The organism is Ditibartonella apis, assembly GCF_001952075.1.
Classification (GTDB): Bacteria; Pseudomonadota; Alphaproteobacteria; order Rhizobiales; family Rhizobiaceae; genus Bartonella; species Bartonella apis.
In genome coordinates this window covers 444445-467647 of the sequence record NZ_LXYU01000002.1, presented here as the reverse complement: position 1 = coordinate 467647, position 23203 = coordinate 444445, and the positions used below count along the sequence as shown (strand labels likewise).

The following is a 23203-nucleotide window of genomic DNA, read 5'->3' as shown; positions in this document are numbered from 1 at the left end:
AGTTGAATACCATATCGATAAATAAAGATAAAAATCTTTCCAAGCTCGAAGAACAATTGAGTAATAATGAAATCAATATCAAAGGCCAGATTATAAAGATTAGCGATAAGAGTAACTATAAAGCCAATCTCGAAGTTATCTGCCGGTCTGCACATCTGCTTGCAAATGCACTGAAAATGACGGGGATTTGATAATGATACAGTCGTTAACATCAGCAACAACACGTGCCGCTCTTGAAAGGTTGGGGCAATCATATGGCGCAAATACCAGCCAGATAACTTCTTCAGACACGCAAGCTTCAGGTCAGGCTCAGGGTGTAAAAAGTCCTAGTTTCGATCAGGTACTCGCTGAAGTTAGCGGAGCGGTCGGAAATAATCTTGAAAAGGCCGAAAGCCTTTCAATGCAAAAAATGGAAGGTGGAGACGTGTCGGTTCGTGAAGTTGTCAATTCGGTTATGGATGCCGAACGTTCATTGAATACGGCAATCGCCATCAGAGACAAGATTGTTCAGGCTTATCTCGAAGTCAGCCGTATGCAAATCTGACGGAATGGCTCGGGTAACAGGTGAACAGGAAAATAAAATAAAGGGAAAAGTCCAATGGTTATGAGATCTTTATCAATTGCGGCCACCGGTATGAACGCCCAGCAGACCAATCTTGATGTGATTGCAAACAACATCGCAAACATCAACACCACTGGTTACAAACGTTCCCGCGCCGAATTCAGCGATCTTATGTACACGACAGATCGTGCCGTTGGCGTTCCCAATATGATGAATGAAGCAACCATTCCGGAAGGTGCCATTGTCGGTCTTGGTGTTCGTACCGCTGCAGTTCGTAAAAACAACATGCAAGGTTCGTTCGTCCAGACAAACAATTCACTGGATCTGGCTATCAGAGGGCGTGGTTATTTTGAAATTCAGGATCCGAACGGGAATACCTTTTACACCCGTTCCGGCGCGTTCAACCTGAATGAGAACGGACAGGTTGTTACCCTTGATGGTAACCTCGTCCAGCCGGTTATTACGGTTCCGAATGAAATCGGTAAAAACGGCGTTATTACAGTGAGTGCCGATGGTCGCGTGACCTATCAGCCGGATGCGGATGCTGCACCGGTTGAAGCTGGTCGTCTCAACATGATCAATTTTACCAATGAAGCAGGTCTCGAGCCGGTTGGTGATAACCTGTTTCGTGAAACACAGGCTTCGGGCGCACCGATCGCAGGTAATCCTGGTGAAGAAAACTACGGGTCGATCATGCAGGGCTATCTTGAAGCTTCCAACGTTGATCCGGTCAAAGAAATTACCGAATTGATAGCGGCTCAACGTGCTTACGAAATGAATTCGAAAGTTATACAGGCCGCTGATGAAATGTCGGCCGTTGTTTCGAAGAATTTAAGGTAATCTAAAATGAAAAAGCTTTCTCTCCTTCTTGCCGGTTTATTGTTGTCGACTGCGTCGATAACGCAAGCCTATGCGGATAGGATAGGCTTTCTCGTTCCGACCACGACAGTCTATGCAGGCCAGCCTGTCAGCAATGTCGGTCTCAGCGAAAGGATGTTTTACATCAAGGTTGATGCAGCTCCTTTATATGTAACCGATGTCAAGCAGGCCTTGAACAAAGTTGCAAAAAGGACATTGCCGGCAGGCCGCCCGATCTCGTTATCATCTTTGGGGGATCCTGTTCTGGTTGAGCGTGGTCAAACTACAAAACTTGTCTTCAGTGCCGGTGATCTTGTTATCACCGCTTCAGGTGTTTCGATGGAGCCCGGCAGTGCAGGCGATTATATCAAGGTTCGCAATGTCGATTCGGGGCGCATTGTGAGCGGTACAATCTTGTCTGACGGCAGTGTCAGGGTAGGTGGACAATGATTAGTTGTTCGTTAAAGATTGGTCGTTCGTTAGGAATTGTTGCGGCTTTGCTGATGGGCATTATGCCCGCATTTGCCGATGAAGGTGGCCGCAATGTTCGCCATTTCAATTCTGAAGCGGCGTCGGATGCTTCATGGCTCGGTTCGGGTGGTGATCCGGCAAAGATGCGCTATTCGGACCTTTCTCGCCCCGGCGTTGTTGCAAGATTGAAAGATATTGCGGAAATTCAGGGTGTTCGTGAAAACCAGCTTGTCGGTTACGGCTTGGTTATCGGTCTTAATGGAACCGGCGACTCTTTGCGTAATTCGCCTTTTACCGAACAGTCCTTGCGCGCCATGCTCGACAATCTGGGAATTAGTCCGCCGGCTGGTGCTTCGCGTGCAAACAATATTGCTGCGGTTATTGTTACCGCCGACATTCCGCCTTTTGCGACTCCCGGTTCAAGGATTGATGTCAGTGTTTCGTCACTGGGTGACGCAAAGTCGCTACAAGGTGGTACACTGGTTATGACACCGCTTCTTGGTGCTGATGGCGAGACTTACGCTGTTGCGCAAGGCAACATGATCATTTCGGGTTTTGCGGCAAAAGGTAATGCAGAAACTGTAACGCAAGGGGTTCCGACGTCAGGTCGTATTCCGAATGGTGCGTTGGTCGAACGCAAGGTTGAAGGCAATTTCAACCGCGATGCCGATATAGTTCTGGAATTGCATAATCCCGATTTTTCAACAGCTATCCGCGTTGCCGATCTGGTCAATGTTTTTGCCAACAAACGCTATCATCAAAGTGTTGCAAAAGAACGCGATGCCAAAACGGTTGTTTTGAAAAAACCGGCAAGTATTACTGCCGCCCGTTTTATTGCAGAAATCGAGGGACTGCCTATCCCGACAGACGAAGTTGCCCGTGTTGTTGTTGATGAACGTACAGGCACCGTTGTCATCGGTGAGAAGGTTCGTGTATCGCGCGTTGCCATTTCTCACGGCAGCTTGACAGTTCGTGTTACTGAAACGCCTTACGCTTCACAGCCCGAGCCGTTCAGTGAAACAGGCGACACAGTCGTTTTGCCACAAACAGCCGTCGATGCAAATGAACAGACCTCCAATATCGGCATTCTGGGCGGTACCAATCTCGATAATCTGGTTAAAGGTTTGAACCAGATCGGTGTCAAGCCCACCGGCATCATCGCCATCTTACAGGCGATTAAAACTTCCGGTGCACTTCATGCGGAGCTTGTAGTTCAATGATCGGATCGCGGCGTAAAGTTCTTGCAGTTCTGGGGCTGGTTCCTTTTTTAGGGCTAATGAACAATGCTTTGGCTCAAAAGGGCGGGGCATCGGGCACCAATAAAGCATCAACAATTCCGCCAGCTCCTGCTGCACCTTCTGCACAACGCGGACTTCCTTCTGCCAATGCTTCACAGGATGAAATCGAAAAGTTCTGCGGCAATATCGACAGTCAGGCAGCCGATGCCCGTTTTGAATTGCAGAGCCAGCAATTACAACAATTGCGCATGCAGATTGATGATCGCATCAAGGTTCTGGAAGAGAAACGCGAGGAATATGAGAATTGGCTGAACAAGAGAAACGAATTTCTGGCAAAAGCTCAGGATTCATTGGTCAATATCATTTCCAAAATGCGTCCGGATGCTGCAGCTGCCCAATTGGCACTGGTGGATGATTTTGCAGCTGCCGCCATTATGTTGAAACTGACGCCGCGTGTCTCGAGTGCCATTATGAATGAATTGCCACCGGAAAAGTCGGCAAATCTGACCAAAGTTCTGGTCAGCGCACAAAAACTTCCGCCGGAAAACAAGCCGGCACCAAAGGCTGTAAAAGCAGGCCAATGAAGAAAGTTGAACAAATGAAAAACGTTTTAGACATCCGTAAATCAAGAGTCGCGCTTATCAGTGTCGTTCTGGCAACGGTTGCGCTTTCTGGCTGTTCTTACAATACAAAGGACTTCAACTCGGTGCCTGACTTTTCGCCGGTTCGGGCAGATCTTGGTTATGCACCGTCGATGAACCCCGATATTTATCCGACAAAACCGAAAGAAAGCAAATATTCGCTCTATCGGTCTTCATCAAACAGCTTTTACCGCGATCCTCGCGCAATGAAACCGGGGGATGTGCTCACTGTCCAGATTTTGATTAATGACCGTGCCAATTTGAATAACAAGAGCGATTTGAAACGTGATGCCAATGGCAAATATACCTTGGGTGCAACCTATCCATTGATCGGCAAAAATGGTGGTAGTGTGAATGGCGATTCAACAGCACACTCGAAGGGCGATGCGAAGGTTGAACGTAAAGAAGATATCAAATTGTCGGTTGCCGCAGTCGTTACCGATGTTTTGCCAAACGGCAATCTGGTCATTAACGGCTCGCAGGAAGTTCGCGTCAACTATGAATTGCGTGTTCTCAATGTCGCAGGCGTTGTTCGTCCACGTGATATTACCGGTAACAATACCATCGAATACGATAAAATCGCTGAAGCCCGTATTTCTTACGGCGGCCGTGGTCGCATGAGCGAAATTCAGCAGCCACCTTACGGCCAGCAGATTATGAACCAGATATCACCGTTCTGATGGAATTGGACAATGTGATGATAAAGGGAGCTTCGCCTTCAACCGGCTCCCTTTATTTTTAAGTCTTGGATAAAGGCTTGAAAGCTTGGCACTTTAAGGTTTATTCATCTATTTTTCGATAGAATAATAAACTATGATTGGGCGCAAATGCCTTTAATGTTAACCTAAGAGGTTTTTATGGCTGGCGAGCCTGAAAAAGGTGATGGAAAAGCAAAAAAAGACAGTGGCATCAAGGCACTGCTTCTTGCCGGTGTTATTTTGACCTTGGTTGCCGCTGGTGGCGGCTGGTTTTTGGGAACGCAGATTGGCAAGGAAATTGCACCCCCTCCGGTTGAACCAAAAAATCAGGCCCAAAAGACAGCCGATACAATTGCTTCCAATAGCAGCGTTACGGTTTTGACGCCAATTCTCACCAATATGGCAGCGCCCAACAATGCATGGATTCGTGTGGAATGTTCGCTTGTATCCCAACCGGGAGAGGTGCTTGCACCTTCTGTTGCAGCTGAAATATCCAACGATTTTCTGGCGTTTTTGCGAAACAGTACGATTGCCCAGATCAAGGGTGCATCCGGACTCATGAATCTTCGCGAGGATTTGGTTGATAGGGCCCGTACCCGTTCAAAGGGTAAAGTAACCAATGTGTTGATTTCCAGCCTGGTGATCGAGCAATGAAACGGCTCTTCCTGTTTTGTCTGGTTATTTTACTTTTTGGCGTTGGCAGTGCCTTTGCGCAGGAAACCAATGCCGCTGCACAGGCAACTTCCGGAAATTCGTTGTCAAACCTGTTGCCTCAGGCGGGCGGGTCGATAAGCGGGCGCATTGTTCAACTCTTCGGTTTGTTGACAGTTCTTTCCGTTGCACCGGGATTGCTCATAATGGTAACAAGCTTTACCCGCTTTGCCATAGCGTTTTCGCTCTTGCGTTCCGGCCTCGGTTTGCAAACGGCTCCCTCCAATCTTGTCATGATATCGCTTGCTTTGTTCATGACTTTTTATGTTATGGCTCCAACCTTCAATCAGGCTTGGACCGGTGGCGTTCAACCGCTTATGAATAATGAAATTACCGAGCAACAGGCGGCAGCGCGCATCGGGCAGCCGTTTCGTGAATTCATGCTCAGTCAGGTGCGGGAAAAGGATCTTGATCTTTTTGTCGACCTTGCAGACCCTTCGTTTCATGTGGGGTCGGGAGAACAGGTTGATTACCGTGTTCTTGTACCGGCTTTTATGATTTCCGAATTGCGGCGCGGTTTTGAAATCGGTTTTCTCATTGTTTTGCCATTTCTGGTTATCGACCTTGTCGTTGCAACTTTGACAATGTCTATGGGCATGATGATGTTGCCGCCGACTGTTATATCACTTCCCTTTAAAATTCTGTTTTTCGTTTTGATTGACGGATGGAATTTGCTTGTGGGCAGCCTTATCCGCTCGTTTAGCTGAACGAAATTGCTTGTTTGGAAGATTTTCAAAAAAAAATTCAAAAAGGCCTTTATTTTTATTGTTAAGCCGACTAAATATAAGGCGTGACAGGTTAGTGAGGTGTTTTAAAAGAACACCGACAAAACTGATAGGCATGAAGCCGCTCTGTCACCCGCTGGTTGGCCAGCATGTCCCTGTTAAACTTTAATCCGAAGGGACAATTATTATGGGTACAAGTCTACTTACCAACCAATCCGCGATGAATGCTTTGCAAACACTGCGTTCAATTGGTGATAGTATGGACACAACGCAGCGCCGTGTTTCAACGGGCTTGCGCATTAACGAAGCTTCCGACAACACCGCTTATTGGTCAATTTCTTCGGCCATGCGTTCGGATCGCAACACATTGAGTGCTGTTTCCGATGCAATGTCACTTGGTAAAAGCCAGATTGATGTTGCCGATACAACCATTAACAAATCGAAAGATTATCTGGATAATATCTCGAAATCGCTTATGACCGCTTATGAAAAAGGCGAAGGCGATGTCAAGAAGGTCCAGAACGACGTTAAAGGCAATATGGAAGACATCAAGTCGGCAGTTTATTCGGCTTCTTTGGCAGAAAAGAACATTCTTGGTAGCGGTGGCGCGACAATGCAGATTGCCGGTGCTTATCGTCGTGAAGGTTCGAATGTTTACGTTGATATGATTAATGTTGGCGGTGCAACACTCAACTTTGCAAAACCGGATGCAGATAAGCCTGGTGAATTCGATTTGACAAAAGGCGTATTGCAAAGCGTTTTCGGAACGTCGGGCAAGACAGCGAAAGATCTCCAAGATGCAGCTAAAGCTTTGGACACTGCATTGGCTGGTACAGCTGCTGATCCTACGCAAACTCCGCCTGTAGAGGCTAAACCGGCAACGGATGAACAAATTGCTGCAGCCAATAAGACTTTCAAAGATGCGATTAAAGGTTTCACGGTTGCCGATTTTGTCAACACCGATTTGACAGGACTTTCAGACGCTGCGATAAAAGACATTATTGATGTAACGCAGTCTTCAAGAGCAACTGCAAGTGATAATGTTATTACAGCCGGTGCTTCTTTGGGTGCTGCGAAGGCTCAGGTTACAGGCCAGATCGACTATGTCAGCAAGTTGATGGACGCTATTGATAAAGGTGTCGGTTCACTGGTTGATGCCGATATGAATGCAGAATCTGCCCGCCTTGCTTCTTTGCAGGTTCAACAGCAATTGGGCATTCAGGCTTTGTCGATTGCAAACCAGAACAGCCAGAACATCTTGTCGCTGTTCCGTCAGTAATAGCAATCGTGCTCTTCCGGTCGCAAATGCAACCGGAGTTGCTTCGTTATTCAAAAGGCCGCGTTATTCACGCGGCCTTTTTTTATTCAGGATCTATCAATTCTTGTTAGTGCCTGTTTAGCAACTCATGTTCGTGTCTTCCCGACAATTCTTTTTAGCGTCTGTATAGAAAATAATAATATAAGTCGACTAATTATATTTTATATTTTTATTTGAAAAATTGTATAGAAAACAGTAAGATGTAAGTGAAAAACAGATAATTATAATATCAATATTATTTTTTTATAAATATATTTACAATTAAAACAATATGAAGTATATATAAGACGTGACAGGTTAGTAGAGTGTTAAAAAAACACCAATAATACTGATAGGCATGAAGCCGCTCTGTCACCCGCTGGTTGGCCAGCATGTCCCTGTTAAATTCTAATCCGAAGGGACAATTATTATGGGTACAAGTCTACTTACCAACCAATCCGCTATGACTGCTTTGCAAACATTGCGTTCAATTGGTGATAATATGGACACAACGCAGCGCCGTGTTTCAACGGGCTTGCGCATTAACGAAGCAGCAGATAACACCGCTTATTGGTCAATTTCTTCGGCCATGCGTTCGGATCGTAACACATTGAGTGCTGTTTCCGATGCGATGTCACTTGGTCAAAGCCAGATTGATGTTGCCAATACAACCATCAGCAAATCGACAGATTATCTGGATAAAATCTCGAAATCGCTTGTGACGGCTTATGAAAAAGGTACAGGCGACATCAAGAAAGTTCAGAGCGATATTAAAGCCAATATGGAAGACATCAAGTCTGCAGTTTATTCGGCTTCTTTGGCTGAAAAGAACATCCTTGGCAGTAATGGCGCGACAATGCAGATTGCTGGTGCTTATCGTCGTGAAGGTTCGAATGTTTACGTTGATATGATTAGTGTTGGCGGTGCTGACCTTAACTTTGCAAAACCGGATGCGGCTAAGCCTGGTGAATTCGATTTGACACAGGGTGTATTAAAAACTGTTTTCGGAACATCGGGGGTGAAAATAGATGCGGTTAAATCTGCAGCTACAGCTTTGGACACTGCATTGGCCTCTGCGAGCAGCGGCTCGTCAAGCACTTCGAATCCTTCGACTCCTCCGGCTCCACAGGTTGAAACTGCCGCTACTGATCCGCATACGACTTTCAAAAATGCAATTAAAGGTTTCACAGTTGCCGATTTTGTCAACATGGATTTGACAGGACTTTCAGATGCCGCGATAAAAGACATTATTGATGTAACGCAGTCTTCAAGAGCAACTGCATTCGATAATGTTATGACAGCCGGTTCTGCTTTGGGTGCTGCAAAAGCGCAGGTTTCAGGCCAGATCGACTATGTCAGCAAGTTGATGGACGCTATTGATAAAGGTGTCGGTTCACTGGTTGATGCCGATATGAATGCAGAATCTGCCCGCCTTGCTTCTTTGCAGGTTCAACAGCAATTGGGCATTCAGGCTTTGTCGATTGCAAACCAGAACAGCCAGAACATCTTGTCGCTGTTCCGTCAATAATCGCAATCATGCTCTTCCGGTTGCATTCGCAACCGGAGTTGCTTTATCAATTCGAAAGGCCGCGTAAAACGCGGCCTTTTTTCTATTATTTGCCTATTCGAAATGTTTTTTGTTCCATGCATGGTTCAAGCATTTATCTTCATAGGCTAATTCAGGCTCCACCAGATTTTTTGGCAGATTATTCCTTACGCCGGATTTTTTCACGCAAATGGTGAAAAGTTGAAGGGATTGCCCGAAAAATCGCGCAACACTTATTGTGCAACCCTGATTTCCGTAATCATCGCATCAACATCTTTGAAGCTGAAAGGCATTGGAACAGTTTTTTCCAAAGGCTTCGGGTAGCGTTCGTTTGTTTTCGGGTCGACATAGTGGGTCAATTTCATAGCTACGGAACAACGCATAAAATCACCGCTTGGACCAATTGTCCGAGGGTCGGTCAAAGTAATTTTTGCCTTTTGGCCGTCGTAATAGCCATCAACTCCAGCTTGGTAGTTCATCCCGATAACGAGCTTGTCATGAAGAGCATCCAGCACCTCTCGCGAGCTACAGGTTTTTTTCGAGCCGCCACAGGCAACAAGCGGCAAACACAAAATAGCTGTGAAAAATAAACGGTACATCGATTATCCTTTTAATTTATCCCAATTGGCACCCCCGCAATAAAACAACATGAAAAACATGTTGCGCCGCAGCTCACCCCGATTGTCGAGTGGTTGATTTTCCAACAGAGGCTAGCCGGTTTTGGGTACCACGTCCATTCGAGAGTGACAATAGTTTCCATTGCCTATTAACCATAAGGTGAAGAGCACCAGATGTCGCACCATGCTCAATCGGTTGTTCACCTTCGCGCAAGCTTCGGCCACTATGGTGCAAAGTAAAGTTAGGGATATGTCAGCTTTTAAAGCCTATATTTCTGACGAGAAACAACGGGTTTCTGCCCAATTTATACGGTAAAGATACATGGATAGAATACTGGCTCTGTTTTCTTCGATTGGCTCGGCACTTGGCAAGTTGGGCGCCAAACGTCTGATTGCTCTGGGTCTGGTCGGGGTTGCATTATTCGGAACGATTCTGTTTTCAAGCTTTTATCTCACCCGACCGACTTACGAGACGCTTTATGTCGGCCTTACCCGCGATGATGTCAATCGCATGGGCATGGCACTGGGTGAAGCAGGCATTGCTTTTGACGTTTCTTCCGATGGTACTTCTGTTCAAGTTCCCGTTGGACAGGCTGAAAAAGCACGTATGTTTCTCGCCGAAAAAGGCCTGCCGACATCAAACAATGCCGGCTATGAGCTTTTTGACAATATGGGGTCTCTGGGGCTTACTTCCTTTATGCAGGAGATAACCCGTCAGCGCGCTCTGGAAGGTGAAATTGCCCGTACAATTCAGGCTGTGCAGGGGGTTAAAGCTGCACGTGTTCACATTGTTTTGCCGGATAAAGGCTCTTTCCGTCGTGCAAATCAGAAACCGTCTGCTTCCGTTGTCATCCGCACGGACGGCAATTTTGCCGCCGAGTCGGCACAATCCATTCGCCAGTTGGTAGCAGCCGCCATTCCATCTCTCGAAGCAAGTTCGGTTACAGTGCTTGATACAAGCGGCAAGCTTTTAGCTTCCGGTACCGACGCGATGAACGGTGCACCTGTCATGATGGCTTCGCTTGAACGGCAGGTTGCCGCGCAGATTGATGAAAACATCCGCAAACAATTGGCTCCATATCTCGGCATGGATCATTTCCAGACCAGCGTTCAGGTTGCATTGGATACCGACCGCCGCCAGACAAACGAAACCATTTATAATCCGGATTCACAGGTTGCGCGTTCGGTTCGCACGGTCCGTGATCAGGGCGACGCCCAGAACAATCGTAATAACGGCGCTGTCGGTGTTGAACAAAACATTCCGCAAGAAGAAATTGCAGGCGGTGCGGGCGAAAACTCTTCCGATAAAAAGGACCGCCGTGAAGAAACAACCAATTACGAGATCAACTCGAAAACAATTTCCACAGTCAGCGACGGTTTCAATGTCAAGAAACTTGCTGTTGCCGTTGTTATCGACCGGTCACGCTTGAAACCCAGTGACAAGGAAGCACCGGCACCGGCCAACTATGTTGATGATCAGGTCAACCGCATCCGTCAAATGGTCGCAACAGCGTCCGGACTTGATCCCGACCGGGGTGATATTATCAATGTAACGGCTGTCGATTTTGTCTCCAACGACGACGAAAATATGCAGCCTGTCTCGACACCGATCTGGCAGTCTCTGTCAAAATATACGTCAGGTCTTGTAAATGGTGCAGCCCTTGTCATTGCAGTATTGCTCATCATGTTCTTAGGTGTACGTCCGCTGATGCGCGAAATGCATGGTAACCAGCTTGCACTGTCGGGAGCCAATGAAAGTGCCTTGGCCGGACCGGAGAACATGCCGGCTCTACCGAATGAGGCTAGCAAGAATGAAGGGTTTGATGGTAATATGATACCGGATGAGGATGGACTACAAGATTTGCGTTCTCGTATGCGTGTTCCGCCGCAGAACCGCCTTGATCAGATGATTTCGATGGATGAAGACCGTTTTGCAAATGTCCTGCGCGAGTGGGTACAGGAAGACAACAACAAAGGAACGCCGGCACAAGCGGCTTGACAACAGCCGTAAACCCCGGGGTGAAAGATGATAAGCGCAATGGATAACAGCAACACAGAAATGGAAAACAAGAAAGCCGCTTCGCTTTCCCATTTTTTGAGCGATTTTGCGCCTCGTAAAATCCCCGATACCGAGGTTGAAGTGTTGCCGATGGATGCGGAAATTCCCGTTCACGACGAGGAACCCGTTGTTGAAGCCGACGAAATGGTCGACTTCAACCATAAAGAAGATAAACCTGAAGACAGCTTTGACGAAGCTTCTCTCGTAATGGAAACGAAAGCCAATGCAGAAGAGCTGAGAAAGCAGGCTGTTGATGAAGCTGTCGCTCAAACAAAAGCTGAAATGGAAGCAAAGTTTGCACAAGAAAAGCAAACTCTCATAGCCGAACATGAAAAAGCTTTGAGCGAGTTGAAGACAAAAACCATTGCGGAAGTTGCCGGAAATTTGGATGAAAGTCTGAAAAAAGGTTTCGACGAGATGCTCGAAGACATCAGCACCGATGTTGCAAAAATACTTGGCGCGTTTATTGGCGACAAAATGCGCGACGATGCGTTAAACGATTTTGCAAAACGCATTGCCCAAGAAGCAGTTTCGGCCAAGCAACCATTAGTTATCGAAGGCAATGAAGAGTTGTTGAAAGCTTTGGAACAGCGGACGGATTTTGACAAAGACAAGTTTGTTTTGCGGCCAACCGATTCAGCTGACATAAGGCTGGAATTGGGTAACGAGGTCATCGCAACGCGACTTGAACCGATTATGAAAGAATTGAAGGGGCTGGTAGAATGAGTTCAGACGAGCCCGAAAAACCTCATGATGAAATAATCATCGTCCGTCGTGGCGGCCAGGATGAAGGTGAGCATCACGGCGGCGCATGGGAAGTTGCTTATGCGGATTTTATGACGTCCATGATGGCCTTCTTCCTTGTTATGTGGCTCATCAATGCTGCAAACGAAGAAACCAAAGCCGCTGTTGCAAGCTACTTCAATCCTATCAAATTGGTTGACCGGCGTACCAATCCGAAAGGTATTCAGGAAAACGATGCTGTTGGTGACAATGACAAAAAGTCCGGTAATGAAGCTCATGGTGAACCGGGTTCGAAAGAAGGTGGCGATAAACAAAGTAGTGCCGAACAGCAAAAAATGATGAGCGAGCCTTACGAAGAGCTCGATAAAATTGCCCAAAAATCTGCTGTTGACCAAGAAAGTGAAAGCGGTGCTGGTGGCAATGCCGAAGGCGGTTCGCAAAAAGGGGCAAGCGAAGGAACAGCGTATCGGGATCCCTTTTCACCCGATTACTGGACAAAAAATGCTTCTCACGAAATAGCCGAAACAGATGGCGGACCAAGCCAGAATTCCGGCGGGCGTGATGCCAAATTGCCAAGTCAGCCGGGGGTTGCAATTCCCGAACATGCAAGCGAGACGGCAACTCCTGGAAATGAGGGCAAGCCGGTGCAGGCTGCCGAACAGTCCGCTCAACAGCAAAATGCGACGGCTGGCGAAGAGAAAAAGGCTGAAAACGCTTTAAATAACGAAGCAGAGAAAGCAGGCGAGCAGACGCCGCAAAGTGAAAAAGAAAAACAAACAGGCGCGGCAGCCGGAACTTCGGCGCAAACAGTCGAGCAACAGATCAGTGTGACCAAAGCAGAAACACCACAAGAAGCAGCAAAAGACAAATCTTTGCCAGCTGTGGTTCGTGAAATCTCGAGTGAGCTCAGCAAACTTATCAAAGATGCGAAAAGTACCCAACAACCGATGGTTCGGGTTGTATCGGTCAAAGATGGTGTGGCGATAGAGCTGATGGACCAGGCCCATTACGGCATGTTTTCTGTCGGTTCGGCCAAGCCGGATAAAAAAGTGGTTGATCTGTTAGCCGGTGTCGCGAAAATTCTGCAAAACAAAAAGGGTGATGTTGTCATTGCCGGTCACACCGATTCACGCCCCTATAAAAATGCAACTTACGATAACTGGCAATTATCAAGCTCTCGCGCACAAATGGCTTATTACATGCTGGTTCGTGGGGGGCTTGACGAAAAACGGATTCTCCGCGTTGAAGGCTATGCCGATCATCAGTTAAAAAACAAAGCTGATCCTTATGCAGCCGAAAACCGCCGGATCGAAATCTTCATGCGGTTGCCACAGGGTGAAACGGAAGAAAAAAGCAGTAACGGCAATAAAGAAAATGCGGCTGATAAAGCCAAGGCTGGCGGCGAGACAAAAGTGGAGAAGAAACAATGATAAATCGTTTTTTCAAAATGATATGTCTTGCCGGTGTCGCTCTGCCACTTATCGTTTCAACACCGCTTGAAGCACAGATGACTGAATCCGTATTGGGGCCGGTTCAGCTTGTCCGCTCGCTGGAAAGCTTGCAGGATGATATTGCTAGCGGCCAGCCCGGTGCATTGCAGATGCAGCCCCGCGTGCTTGCCGATATCGGCCAGAAGTTTTTGACGGAAGATCCATCGACTTGGGAAAATGCGCAAAATCTTTTTGCAGCACTCACTTATCTGTTCAATGGTGGAAATCCCAGCGTTGTTGAGACTATTCTCAAAAACGCACCGGATGGAATTATTCCTAAAAACTACATTGATGGTGCTCTGGCATATAGCCACCACAAAAAGGATAGGTTTTTAAGGGCTTTTGATAACTTGCCCGAAGATGACTCCGAAATTCCGGCAGCATTATTGCTTTCCATCACTTTGAGCACGGTAGCCGATTTGACGGAAGCCAGTCCGGAAAAAGCATCAGCTCGTTTGAATTGGGTAAGGCTTGCAGCACCGGGCTCGCTTTTCGAGGAAGCGGCTATTCGCCGTCAGGTGAGAGTTGCTACCATGATGGGCGATGTCAAGCTTTTGCGTTTGCTTACAAGAAATTATGTAACACGTTTTTCCAAATCACCCTATGCAAACGAATTCTGGCGGGATTTTGCTACTTCACTGCCAATGATGGATAGCCGTTTCAATGATCAGGAATTAAGCGAATTTGTTGGTTATGCACCAAAACAGATACAGCTCGTCATCTATCTGAAAATCAGTCGGGCAGCATTGATTGAAGCGCGTATGCCGCGCGCCCACTTTGGCGCGGAAAAAGCTCTCGGTCTTACACAGGCTCTCAATGTAGATGACTCGTCGGCGCGTCTTTATTACGCGGCAAGTTCGGTGGGGTCAACGGCAGCGGAAGATGCTGGCGAGATGCTGAAGACAATTTCTGTCGACAATTTGCCAGAAAAAGACCGGCCGTTGCTAATGGCGGCCAAAGCGGTCGCTAAAGGGGTTGTTCTTGATACAAATATTTTGCCGAAACAACAGAATGAAGATGAAGACCCGGACGAGGAACAGCCGGCGTTGAAAGAAGCTGTCGGAGTGCCGCTTGATCAGGTCGGGAAAAAGACGACCGAACCGTTACCAATGCCGACAGAAAATGCTTCGGGCAAGGTTGATGTGAAAAAAACATCTAATGAAATTGATCAATTCATGCAGCAGACACAAAAGAAAATCAGTGACGTAGACAAACTACTGGAGAAAAAATGATGGTAATTTCGGGGGATTTTACGAACATTATTGCAAGCAACACCCAACCCAAAGCCGAGAATAAAAGAGCGGCACAATCCAATCAATCTTCTGACACAAGTTTTGATGATATCTTGCATAAAGATCAGGGTGATAGATCTGCAACGTTGAAAGAAAACGACAGGCAATCGGCAAAGGTTGCATCTGATAAATCCTATTCGGACAAAGCATACTCCGACAAAGCATATTCGGATAAATTCTATGCCGATAAAGTTGCAAACGATAAAGCTTCGGCCGACAAGATTGCTAATGATAAAGGTGTAACTGACAAAGCAACCAATGATAAGGTTCGTTCAAACGAAGTTACCAAACAAAACACTTCACAAACGAAAGACAGCGTATCCGTTCAACCGCAAAAACAACAAGAAAATACGAAAACTTCTGTACACCATGATCAGAATAACGGGGACGATCAATCGTCTTCGTCTATTCACGATATTCTTAAACATCTTGATGAACAAAAAGCCGGTTCATCAATAGAAAAAGACACTGTTGGTTCGAATTCTAAAAGCGATGAAAAGTCCGATCAGTCCGGCTTGAACGGAACTGTTTCCAAAGATAAATTGCATTTGTCCAAGGATAAAAACGGCAAATCGGCCGACGGCGACGGTAGCCAATCCGAAAACACCGGAAATTCTTCAAGCTTGGATGTTAACCAATTGGCGACTGTCAACCACGTAGTTGTTAATCAAAACAATTATACGAAAGTTGCCCATTCTCTCGGCGGAGATAAATCCAAAGGTGATATGCAACAACCGGAGGCAATCGATGCGGCCGTAGCATCTTCTGACGGCGCTGTAGAACAAGCAGCAAAAAACGCAACAGATGCTCAGCTTGCAGCAGTACAGACAAATAGTAACAAACCCCAGGCTCAAGCTGAAACGGCTCGAATTTCTGGAGCAGAAAAAGACGCCAAAAATGCATTTGGTAAAATTGCCAACGATGACAAAACAGTAGGCGAGCCTGCTGCTAAAGCTGTCGGCGAAGATGATCGTGGACAATCGGGCCTTGCCCTTGAAGATAACGATATTCCTTCAGTTAAAAGCGAAGATGGTGACGCGAAAGTTGCAACTGGTCGAGCAGATCACACGGTATCCGGCCGAAAGCAAAATGGTGATAGACGTACACAGAATAATATCTTTCAGGCGTCTAACAATTCTTCACAGCAGGCAAATTTCGATAATGCTGCCGATGAAGCTCAGGCGGGTTCGACATTGAATGTTGGTGACAGAGTAGCAACGCCTGAAACGAGAGGGGGCGATCAGACACAAGCCGGCCGCATTGTTGGCGTCGAGGTAACAGAAAATCGTCAAGTTGGTGGTATGCGTCTTTTGCGTATCAAACTCAATCCGGAAAACCTTGGCATGGTCGAGGCGCGGTTGCGCAAAACAAGCGATGGACTGCATATCGAAATTCATGCCGAACGTCAGGAAACGGCCCGTCTCCTTGCTGCTGACCACCATGCCTTACATAAGGCGCTGGAAAAGTCCGGTTTCAATGATGATGGACATTTGACGATTATGATTGTCGACAGAAGTTCACAAACAGTCCAACAGGGACAATCGAGCAATTCGGGCCAATCACCGTCCCAGCAAGATAATAGTGGCCAGAATTTTAACGGCCAGCGGCAATTTTCCGGACAACAGGGACAAGGTGGGCACAATGGATCAAGGCAAACGTTTACCGAATTTCCAATCACCGGTACGCCCTTGCAGGAAGAAGGTGGACGTGAAGAAACTACTGTTCGCGATCCTCGCCATCTGGTTGTCTAGTCTGACGCCTGTCACAACTGCTTTCGCAGGCAATGCTTGCGAGGGCGAAATGATCGAAGCATCGAAACGTTATGATATTCCATTGGGAATTCTCTATGCTGTAGGCCTTACTGAAACCGGTAACAAAGACTCACTTCAACCATATGCGCTTAATATTGATGGCAAAGCGTATTTTGCGCAAAACGAGTCGCAAGCATTGCGTATCTTTTATGAGGCGAAACGTCGCGGTGCAAAACTGATTGATGTCGGCTGTATGCAGATCAACCACTATTATCACGGGGAGCGATTTCCGTCGGTAGCAGCAATGTTCCAGCCCCACCTTAACGTCGACTATGCTGCGCGATTCCTTAAGGAATTGAGGCAGAGGGAAGGGAGTTGGACAATGGCAGTCGCCCGCTATCATGCAGGGCCGAATAATAACCCCGCACAAAAACGATATGTCTGTCAGGTCATGGCAAACATGATTGCTTCCGGCTTCGGAAAATGGACGCAAGCTTCGCGCCAGTTTTGTCGTGGAGAACTATAACTGATGTTTTAATAAGCATGGTTAAATTCTATAGTTAACGCGTTTAGGAATAGCTAACTGTTTGAAAATAAACGCGTTTTATACGAAAAATAGTTTTTTAAAACGTCAAAATGTTAAAAAAATAGTCTAAATTCGGGAAAGTATGGCGGATTCTTGACGGGAAAAGTTAAAAACGACTTGTAATTTTCGTGGTGAAAGATATCTTAAAGAAAAGTCCTCATTAAGGATAAGTTCTTGAGTTTCAGAATTTGGTGAGGGCGTTTAATAGGAATAGGGACATGATAATAGTTGTAGACGAACGCAAGCTGGTAACGGATGGTTATTCTGCCTTGTTCGCACGGGAAGGCATCTCGGCAACAGGTTTATCATCTGCCGATTTCGATGACTGGGTAGAAACTGCACCAAAATCGGAAATGTCAGCAGTCGAAGCGATTCTTCTTGGTGATTGCAAGGATCGTATCGAATTACCGAAGAAAATTCGCGCTCATTGTGATGCTCCTGTATTGGCTGTCACGGAAAACAATTCACTTGAACAGACATTGGCTTTGTTCCAGGCCGGAATTGATGACGTGCTTCGTAAACCCATTCATGTCCGTGAAATTTTGGCTCGGGTAGCAGCAATCCGCCGCCGTATGGGTGGAGAGATCCGTAAATCCGATGCAGCAGTTGTTTTAGGACCGATCAGTGTATTTAACGATGGACGTGATCCCCAGATCAACGGTGTTGACTTTGTTCTACCTCGTCGTGAACGCCGTATTCTTGAATATCTGGTTGCCAATCATGGCCGGCGTGTTAACAAGACGCAGATTTTCAACGCCATATATGGTGTGTTTGATTCAGATGTGGAAGAAAACGTTGTTGAAAGCCACATCAGCAAACTTCGCAAGAAATTGAAAGCCAAGCTTGGAAGCGATGTTATCGATTCAAAACGTTTTCTTGGCTATAGCTTGAATATTGATTAATTTATCGTAACTCCATACGATTTCTTTAAGCCTGCGGTTTCGCAGGCTTTTTTTTGATCAATTCAAAAGTGAATTTAAAAAAACCTTCATAGAGCTTTTTGCCTTGAAATTCCGCTCTTCCGTATCATTTTCTTGATTGTTCAATCTTTTATTCGGGCTGGAGACAAATGAACCATTCTGTTTGCTCGATTTTTACTTTCGAGTTGTAAGGTTAAATTTGAAACCGGCATGAGGTTTAAAACGGCATTTTAAAAATGAAACGCGGTGCCAATGAACAATTAATTTTCTTTGAAACTGAAATAACGCCAGCTTCGCACAAGGATGCGCTTCTATGTTGCAACTATGGTTCTCAACTCAAGGAGATAACAATGGGTATTTACGGTATGATGCGTACCGGCGTTGCAGGAATGAACGCACAGGCAAACAGACTTACAGGTGTTGCAGATAACGTAGCTAACGTTAGTACGGCTGGTTACAAGCGGACGGATACCCAGTTTTCCGATCTGGTTATGCCATCAACGCGTAATGCTTATCAGTCCGGTGGTGTCACAACAACTGTTCGCCATGATATTTCGATGCAGGGTGCAGGACGCGGAACAGGAAAGCCTGGCGATATCATGCTTGAAGGTAACGGTTTTTTCCGTGTTCAAGATGAATCCGGAACCGAATACCTAACCCGTGCCGGTTCTTTCCAGAGAAACGGCGAAGGCTATTTACAAAATGCTGCAGGATTTTATCTGCTGGATGAAACCGGAAAACGCGTCGTGATTAAAGGTGGCGCCGGTGAATTGCTCCAAGGCCAAGTGACCACAAATATCAATTTAACAGCAAACCTTCAGTCAGATAAAACCGCTATCAAGAGAACCGGCGAAAATGCTGTCACTTTTGATGCAAAAAACGAGAAAACTTATCATCTTAAGAAATCTGCCACAGTCTATGATGATCAGGGCACCGCAGTGAGTGTCGACTTTTATTATACAAAGACCGACGATAACACTTGGGAAATGCACGCTTGCACGAATACAACAGACGCCGGCGGTAATCCCGTTGTGGAAGAATTGTTGAACCCTCCGCAGACGTTAACATTCGGCAAAGACGGTAACATTACTTCCCCATTAACGCCGCTCACGATCAACGTTCCGAACGTCAACAAAACTTCAGGAGCCGTTACTACATTCCCGGTTACCATCAACATGGCAGCCAAAGATAATAACGGTAAAACCAGTATGACACAGATTGGTGCCAACTTTACATTTGATGCGGAAGCTGACGGTTATGCTCCAGGGACCTATAAAGGCTTCAGTTTTGGTACTAACGGCGAAATACAAGTTAGCTATAGTAATAGTCAGGTAAGAACGATCGGTACCGTTGGCCTCTCTACCGTAACCGCGCCGGATTCACTTATTCCGATTACCGGAACAGTGTTCCAGGCAGTACCGGAAGCCGGTGGTCAAACATTCGGACATCCGGGTGAAGGTACATTCGGTGTTTTGAGAAGTGGTATGTTGGAAGAGTCAAACGCCGATATCGGTGATGAATTGACAGACATGATCGAAGCGCAGCGCAATTATACTGCGAACTCTAAAGTGTTCCAGACGGGTTCGGAAGTAATGGACGTTATTGTCAATTTGAAACGATAGGACTAACCTTACTTGAAACCGGCTAAACGGCCGATTACATGAAATAAAAGAAGGCTAAAATGACATTAGGTACAGCACTTTCTACAGCAAGAAATTCACTCAAAACATCGTCTGGTCAGATGAGTGTTGTATCACAAAATATTGGTGGTGCGCGGGACACAAATTATACCCATCGCACCACCCATGTCCAATCCGGCGCCAACGGAATGGTCAGTTCCAAGGTTATCCGCGATGATAATCCGGAACTTCTTACGAACTATCTGGTCAAATCCAGTCAATCGGCTGCTGCTGCAGCTATAAACAACGGTGCAAATCAACTTTCGAACATTTATGGTACGAACGATTTTGAAAATTCGCCGTCGCGTTTGCTTGACGATTTCAAAAAGGCTTTGCAGTTTTATGCAAATAATCCGAGCCAAAGAACAGCTGGAGATGCTGCGATTGACAAGGCAAAAGATCTTGCCAATACGTTAAATGCCGGCTCCAAAGCAATTGAAAAAATACGCACTGACACAGATAGCGAGATCAAAGATTCTGTTGATCATATCAACGATCTTTTAAAACAATTTCAGCAAGTTGAAAAAGAAATCGTTAATGAAAAAGGGTCGGGGCGTGATGGCTATGCCTATATGGATCAACGCGATGCAATTCTTAAAGAATTGTCTCAGGAAATTGGTATAACCACAGTTACTCATCCTGACGGGACAATGTCGATCTACGGGATGGATGACAGTACGCTTTATGACAAGGTTCCGCGTCAGGTTTCATTTTCTCCAAGCGGGCCATTGCCTGCTGGAAAAGCGGGTAGCCCTGTCCTTGTTGACGGTGTTCCGCTCTCGCATGATGCTTTCAATTCGCCTAACGGATCCGGAAAGCTCGGCGGTTTGTTGAAAGTTCGCGATGAAACTGCTCCGCAATACCAGAAACAACTTGATGAAATAGCCAATGCGTTGACCGATATTTTTAAAGGTCCTCCCGCTCTATTCGAGGGTGGTGACGAAACTCAAGTCACCGGTACGGCAGGAAGGATTAGTGTTAATCCGGCGTTTGATAGCAATACCGCTGATGGTGGTCCGGAGAAGCTCGGTAAAGATATTCAGAAACTGATCGACAATTTGGATAAGCCCCGTAATTTCGGTAACGATACAGGTCTTGATAACACGCAAAGTATCACGTCTTACAGTAAGCAATCCCTTTCGTGGATAGAAGGTGTGCGCCAGTCTGCCACCTCTGACAACGAGTATAAGAGCACAATGTTCAGCCGTGCCGGAGAAGCTCTTTCCAATGAAACGGGGGTCAATACAGACGATGAAATGGCGCTCATGCTTCAGTTGGAGCAAACCTATTCGGCAACTGCACGTATCATAACGACAGTAGGCAAAATGCTGGATGACCTGATGAGTGCGGTAAGGTAGGTGTGAAATGAATATCAACGCAATTTCTACTTATGTCTTGAACAATTCTCAGCGCTCGATTGTGTCGCAAGCTCAATCCGAGATTAATGAAGCAAGTTATGAATCGACCACACAGCGGATCAGAGATCCCGGCTTGAAACTTGGTCGGCAGACAGGTCGCTTTGTTGATAACGAGAACCAGATTTCGACACTTCAGGGCTTGAAAGATAGCAATAATTTGGCCGCTCAGCGTATGGCTTCGGCGCAAACTGCTTTGCAAAGCCTGGTGGGTGCGAGCACAAAAGATAAACCGGGTGGCAGCCTTGTCCAGTTTAACAAGGCTTTAGTGGGCGACAATGTTTCGGCTACACCTGCAACGATGCAGTCTGCTGCTCAAACAGCTCTCGACTCTTTCGTTTCGGCAATGAACACCAGCTACAATAACGAGTATGTTTTTGGTGGATCAAATACAAGCGAGCCACCTTTCGATTACTACAAAGCAGGCAGCAATACTGGTGGTAGCAAAATTGTTCAGGATGCATTCAGAGATTACTTCGGCTTTAATCTTGATGACCCGCAGGTTGCCAATATAACAGATGAACAAATGAAGTCCTTTATTGATGGACCATTTGAAAAGTTGTTTGAAGAACCAAGTTGGTCAACAAATTTCTCTCGCGCTAAAGATGGCGCGGTCATGAACCGCATTTCTGCAAGCGGCGAAACTGTTGATATTTCAGCAAGTGCCAATGATGCCGGATTTCGTCATGCGATGAAAAATATGGTTCTCGTTGCCGAATTCGGTAACATCGGGCTTTCTTCGGCTGCCCAGCAAGTTGTAGGCGATCGTGCAAGGGCTTCTTCCGATAATAAGTCGACCGGAAGCGCGATTAACGAGATTATAACATCGGCGTCCAATTTAGGTAACTCCCAAAATCGGGTTACCAATGCCAATGAGCATATTGACGCACAATTAAGTATATTGAACCAGACACGTAATGACATGATCGGTGCAGATGCTACTCAAGCAGCTGCAAAATTGGTGCAACTCCAAACTGTATTGCAAATTTCTTACAATATGACAGCTCGGATCGCCAAAATGACTTTGGCGGATTATATTTAATTTAATCCTTTCGGGGTAAACTAAATAACACGGATGTAAAATCTGGGGAATTTTTGATGTATCAGATGCGGTACGAAGATGTAATGGAAGATGATCAGATAGGGGCCCGTGAACGGGAAAGTATCCTTTTTGACCGTTGTATAAAAATGCTGCGTGCTGCTCAGAAAGCAGGGCCCAAAACTCGCGAAACTTACGAAGCTGTAACGTTTACACGCAAGTTATGGATTATTTTAATTGAAGATTTGGGGCTGGCGGAAAATGCACTCCCGACGGACCTGAAAGCCTCTCTGATTTCCATCGGCTTTTTTATTCTGAAGGAAATTCAGAGATTGGAAAATGGGGAAACAGCAGACTTTGATGCTTTGGTGGAAATCTCTGAATCCATCAGAGACGGGCTTGCTACAAATCCGGAGAAAAGTAAAAATGACTGAAAAAACCATGCATATTACATTGCGGCCAAATGAAAAGATCTATCTGAACGGAGCAGTTTTGCGTCCGGATCGCAAGGTCACCTTAGAGCTTCTGAATGATGCGACCTTCCTTCTTGAAGCCCATGTCATGCAGGTCGAGGACACAAATACTCCTCTGAAGCAACTTTATTTTGCTGCTCAGATTATGTTGATTGACCCCGATACAGCTGACAAAACTGTCACAATCTTTGTCGAGATGCTTGGCAAGCTGCTGCGCACATTTAACGATCCTGAAATTCTTGCAGGCTTGCGTGAATGTATCGATTTAACCGAACAAGATAAGATTTTCGAAGTCTTGAAAGTCATTCGTGGACTGTTCGATAGAGAAGCGAAGATTATGGGTAAAAAAACCGCCCCTGCAAAGGAAAAGAAAACGGCCTAATTTTAGGAG

The 23203-nt window shown here is 46.2% G+C and carries 24 protein-coding genes; 23 read left to right on the top strand and 1 reads right to left on the bottom strand.

The window, feature by feature from the left end:
• Positions 1–2: 2 nt before the first annotated feature.
• From PEB0122_RS06550 to PEB0122_RS06500, 11 genes are all read left to right on the top strand, one after another.
• The gene (locus PEB0122_RS06550) at positions 3–191 is read left to right on the top strand and encodes a hypothetical protein (protein ID WP_075870290.1); all 189 of its coding nucleotides are present in this window, start codon (positions 3–5) and stop codon (positions 189–191) included.
• Positions 192–193: 2 nt separating this feature from the next.
• Positions 194–544: a flagellar hook-basal body complex protein FliE gene (gene fliE, locus PEB0122_RS06545; RefSeq protein ID WP_075916173.1), complete on the top strand. Its 351-nt coding sequence runs from the start codon at positions 194–196 to the stop codon at positions 542–544.
• A gap of 60 nt (positions 545–604) precedes the next feature.
• Positions 605–1402: a flagellar basal-body rod protein FlgG gene (gene flgG, locus PEB0122_RS06540; protein WP_075870457.1), complete on the top strand. Its 798-nt coding sequence runs from the start codon at positions 605–607 to the stop codon at positions 1400–1402.
• 6 nt (positions 1403–1408) lie between these two features.
• Positions 1409–1870 carry a flagellar basal body P-ring formation chaperone FlgA gene (gene flgA / locus PEB0122_RS06535; RefSeq protein WP_075870288.1) on the top strand — a complete coding sequence of 154 codons (462 nt, stop codon included), beginning with the start codon at positions 1409–1411 and terminating at the stop codon, positions 1868–1870.
• Positions 1867–3111, top strand: a complete 1245-nt coding sequence (locus tag PEB0122_RS06530; RefSeq protein ID WP_083639818.1) for a flagellar basal body P-ring protein FlgI — start codon at positions 1867–1869, stop codon at positions 3109–3111. The genes flgA and PEB0122_RS06530 overlap by 4 nt, the downstream gene beginning before the upstream one ends.
• Positions 3108–3713: a MotE family protein gene (locus tag PEB0122_RS11965; protein ID WP_075870287.1), complete on the top strand. Its 606-nt coding sequence runs from the start codon at positions 3108–3110 to the stop codon at positions 3711–3713. Before PEB0122_RS06530 ends, PEB0122_RS11965 begins: the two co-directional genes overlap by 4 nt.
• A 14-nt stretch (positions 3714–3727) precedes the next feature.
• Positions 3728–4450 carry a flagellar basal body L-ring protein FlgH gene (flgH, locus tag PEB0122_RS06520; protein WP_075870455.1) on the top strand — a complete coding sequence of 241 codons (723 nt, stop codon included), beginning with the start codon at positions 3728–3730 and terminating at the stop codon, positions 4448–4450.
• A 177-nt stretch (positions 4451–4627) separates the two neighbouring features.
• Positions 4628–5122, top strand: a complete 495-nt coding sequence (locus tag PEB0122_RS06515; RefSeq protein WP_075870286.1) for a flagellar basal body-associated FliL family protein — start codon at positions 4628–4630, stop codon at positions 5120–5122.
• Positions 5119–5886, top strand: a complete 768-nt coding sequence (gene fliP / locus PEB0122_RS06510; protein ID WP_083650247.1) for a flagellar type III secretion system pore protein FliP — start codon at positions 5119–5121, stop codon at positions 5884–5886. The genes PEB0122_RS06515 and fliP overlap by 4 nt, the downstream gene beginning before the upstream one ends.
• 205 nt (positions 5887–6091) lie before the next feature.
• Positions 6092–7183 (top strand): flagellin N-terminal helical domain-containing protein, encoded by a 1092-nt coding sequence (locus PEB0122_RS06505; protein ID WP_075916171.1) that lies wholly within the window; start codon positions 6092–6094, stop codon positions 7181–7183.
• Positions 7184–7631: 448 nt separating this feature from the next.
• Entirely contained in the window at positions 7632–8729 is a 1098-nt protein-coding gene (locus tag PEB0122_RS06500; RefSeq protein WP_075916169.1) for a flagellin N-terminal helical domain-containing protein, read from the top strand.
• A 251-nt stretch (positions 8730–8980) separates the two neighbouring features.
• On the opposite strand, the gene PEB0122_RS06490 is transcribed toward PEB0122_RS06500, so the two are convergent.
• The gene (locus PEB0122_RS06490; protein WP_075870283.1) at positions 8981–9346 is read right to left on the bottom strand and encodes a hypothetical protein; all 366 of its coding nucleotides are present in this window, start codon (positions 9344–9346) and stop codon (positions 8981–8983) included.
• 340 nt (positions 9347–9686) lie between these two features.
• Here PEB0122_RS06490 and fliF point away from each other — a divergent pair, with 340 nt between their 5' ends.
• The 12 genes from fliF to flbT all read left to right on the top strand — a co-directional run bounded on the left by fliF (position 9687) and on the right by flbT (position 23194).
• Positions 9687–11363: a flagellar basal-body MS-ring/collar protein FliF gene (gene fliF, locus PEB0122_RS06485; RefSeq protein ID WP_075916165.1), complete on the top strand. Its 1677-nt coding sequence runs from the start codon at positions 9687–9689 to the stop codon at positions 11361–11363.
• Between the two features lie 39 nt (positions 11364–11402).
• On the top strand, positions 11403–12149 hold the full coding sequence (locus PEB0122_RS06480; protein ID WP_143238802.1) for a hypothetical protein: 747 nt from the start codon (positions 11403–11405) through the stop codon (positions 12147–12149).
• Entirely contained in the window at positions 12146–13597 is a 1452-nt protein-coding gene (locus PEB0122_RS06475) for a MotB family protein (RefSeq protein WP_075916161.1), read from the top strand. The genes PEB0122_RS06480 and PEB0122_RS06475 overlap by 4 nt, the downstream gene beginning before the upstream one ends.
• Positions 13594–14889, top strand: coding sequence for a chemotaxis protein (locus PEB0122_RS06470; RefSeq protein ID WP_143238524.1), 1296 nt, complete (start codon positions 13594–13596; stop codon positions 14887–14889). Before PEB0122_RS06475 ends, PEB0122_RS06470 begins: the two co-directional genes overlap by 4 nt.
• Positions 14886–16700, top strand: coding sequence for a flagellar hook-length control protein FliK (gene fliK, locus PEB0122_RS06465; RefSeq protein ID WP_075916159.1), 1815 nt, complete (start codon positions 14886–14888; stop codon positions 16698–16700). The genes PEB0122_RS06470 and fliK overlap by 4 nt, the downstream gene beginning before the upstream one ends.
• Positions 16657–17226 (top strand): transglycosylase SLT domain-containing protein, encoded by a 570-nt coding sequence (locus PEB0122_RS06460; protein ID WP_075916330.1) that lies wholly within the window; start codon positions 16657–16659, stop codon positions 17224–17226. The genes fliK and PEB0122_RS06460 overlap by 44 nt, the downstream gene beginning before the upstream one ends.
• Positions 17227–17504: 278 nt before the next feature.
• Entirely contained in the window at positions 17505–18188 is a 684-nt protein-coding gene (locus tag PEB0122_RS06455) for a response regulator transcription factor (protein ID WP_075870277.1), read from the top strand.
• Between the two features lie 368 nt (positions 18189–18556).
• Entirely contained in the window at positions 18557–19828 is a 1272-nt protein-coding gene (locus PEB0122_RS06450) for a flagellar hook protein FlgE (RefSeq protein WP_075870452.1), read from the top strand.
• A 59-nt stretch (positions 19829–19887) separates the two neighbouring features.
• The gene (gene flgK, locus PEB0122_RS06445) at positions 19888–21243 is read left to right on the top strand and encodes a flagellar hook-associated protein FlgK (protein ID WP_075870276.1); all 1356 of its coding nucleotides are present in this window, start codon (positions 19888–19890) and stop codon (positions 21241–21243) included.
• Positions 21244–21250: 7 nt separating this feature from the next.
• Positions 21251–22342, top strand: a complete 1092-nt coding sequence (locus PEB0122_RS06440) for a flagellar hook-associated family protein (protein WP_075916157.1) — start codon at positions 21251–21253, stop codon at positions 22340–22342.
• 56 nt (positions 22343–22398) lie between these two features.
• Positions 22399–22773, top strand: coding sequence for a flagellar biosynthesis regulator FlaF (gene flaF / locus PEB0122_RS06435; RefSeq protein WP_075916155.1), 375 nt, complete (start codon positions 22399–22401; stop codon positions 22771–22773).
• Positions 22766–23194, top strand: coding sequence for a flagellar biosynthesis repressor FlbT (gene flbT / locus PEB0122_RS06430; RefSeq protein ID WP_225867808.1), 429 nt, complete (start codon positions 22766–22768; stop codon positions 23192–23194). The genes flaF and flbT overlap by 8 nt, the downstream gene beginning before the upstream one ends.
• The last annotated feature ends 9 nt before the right edge of the window (positions 23195–23203 follow it).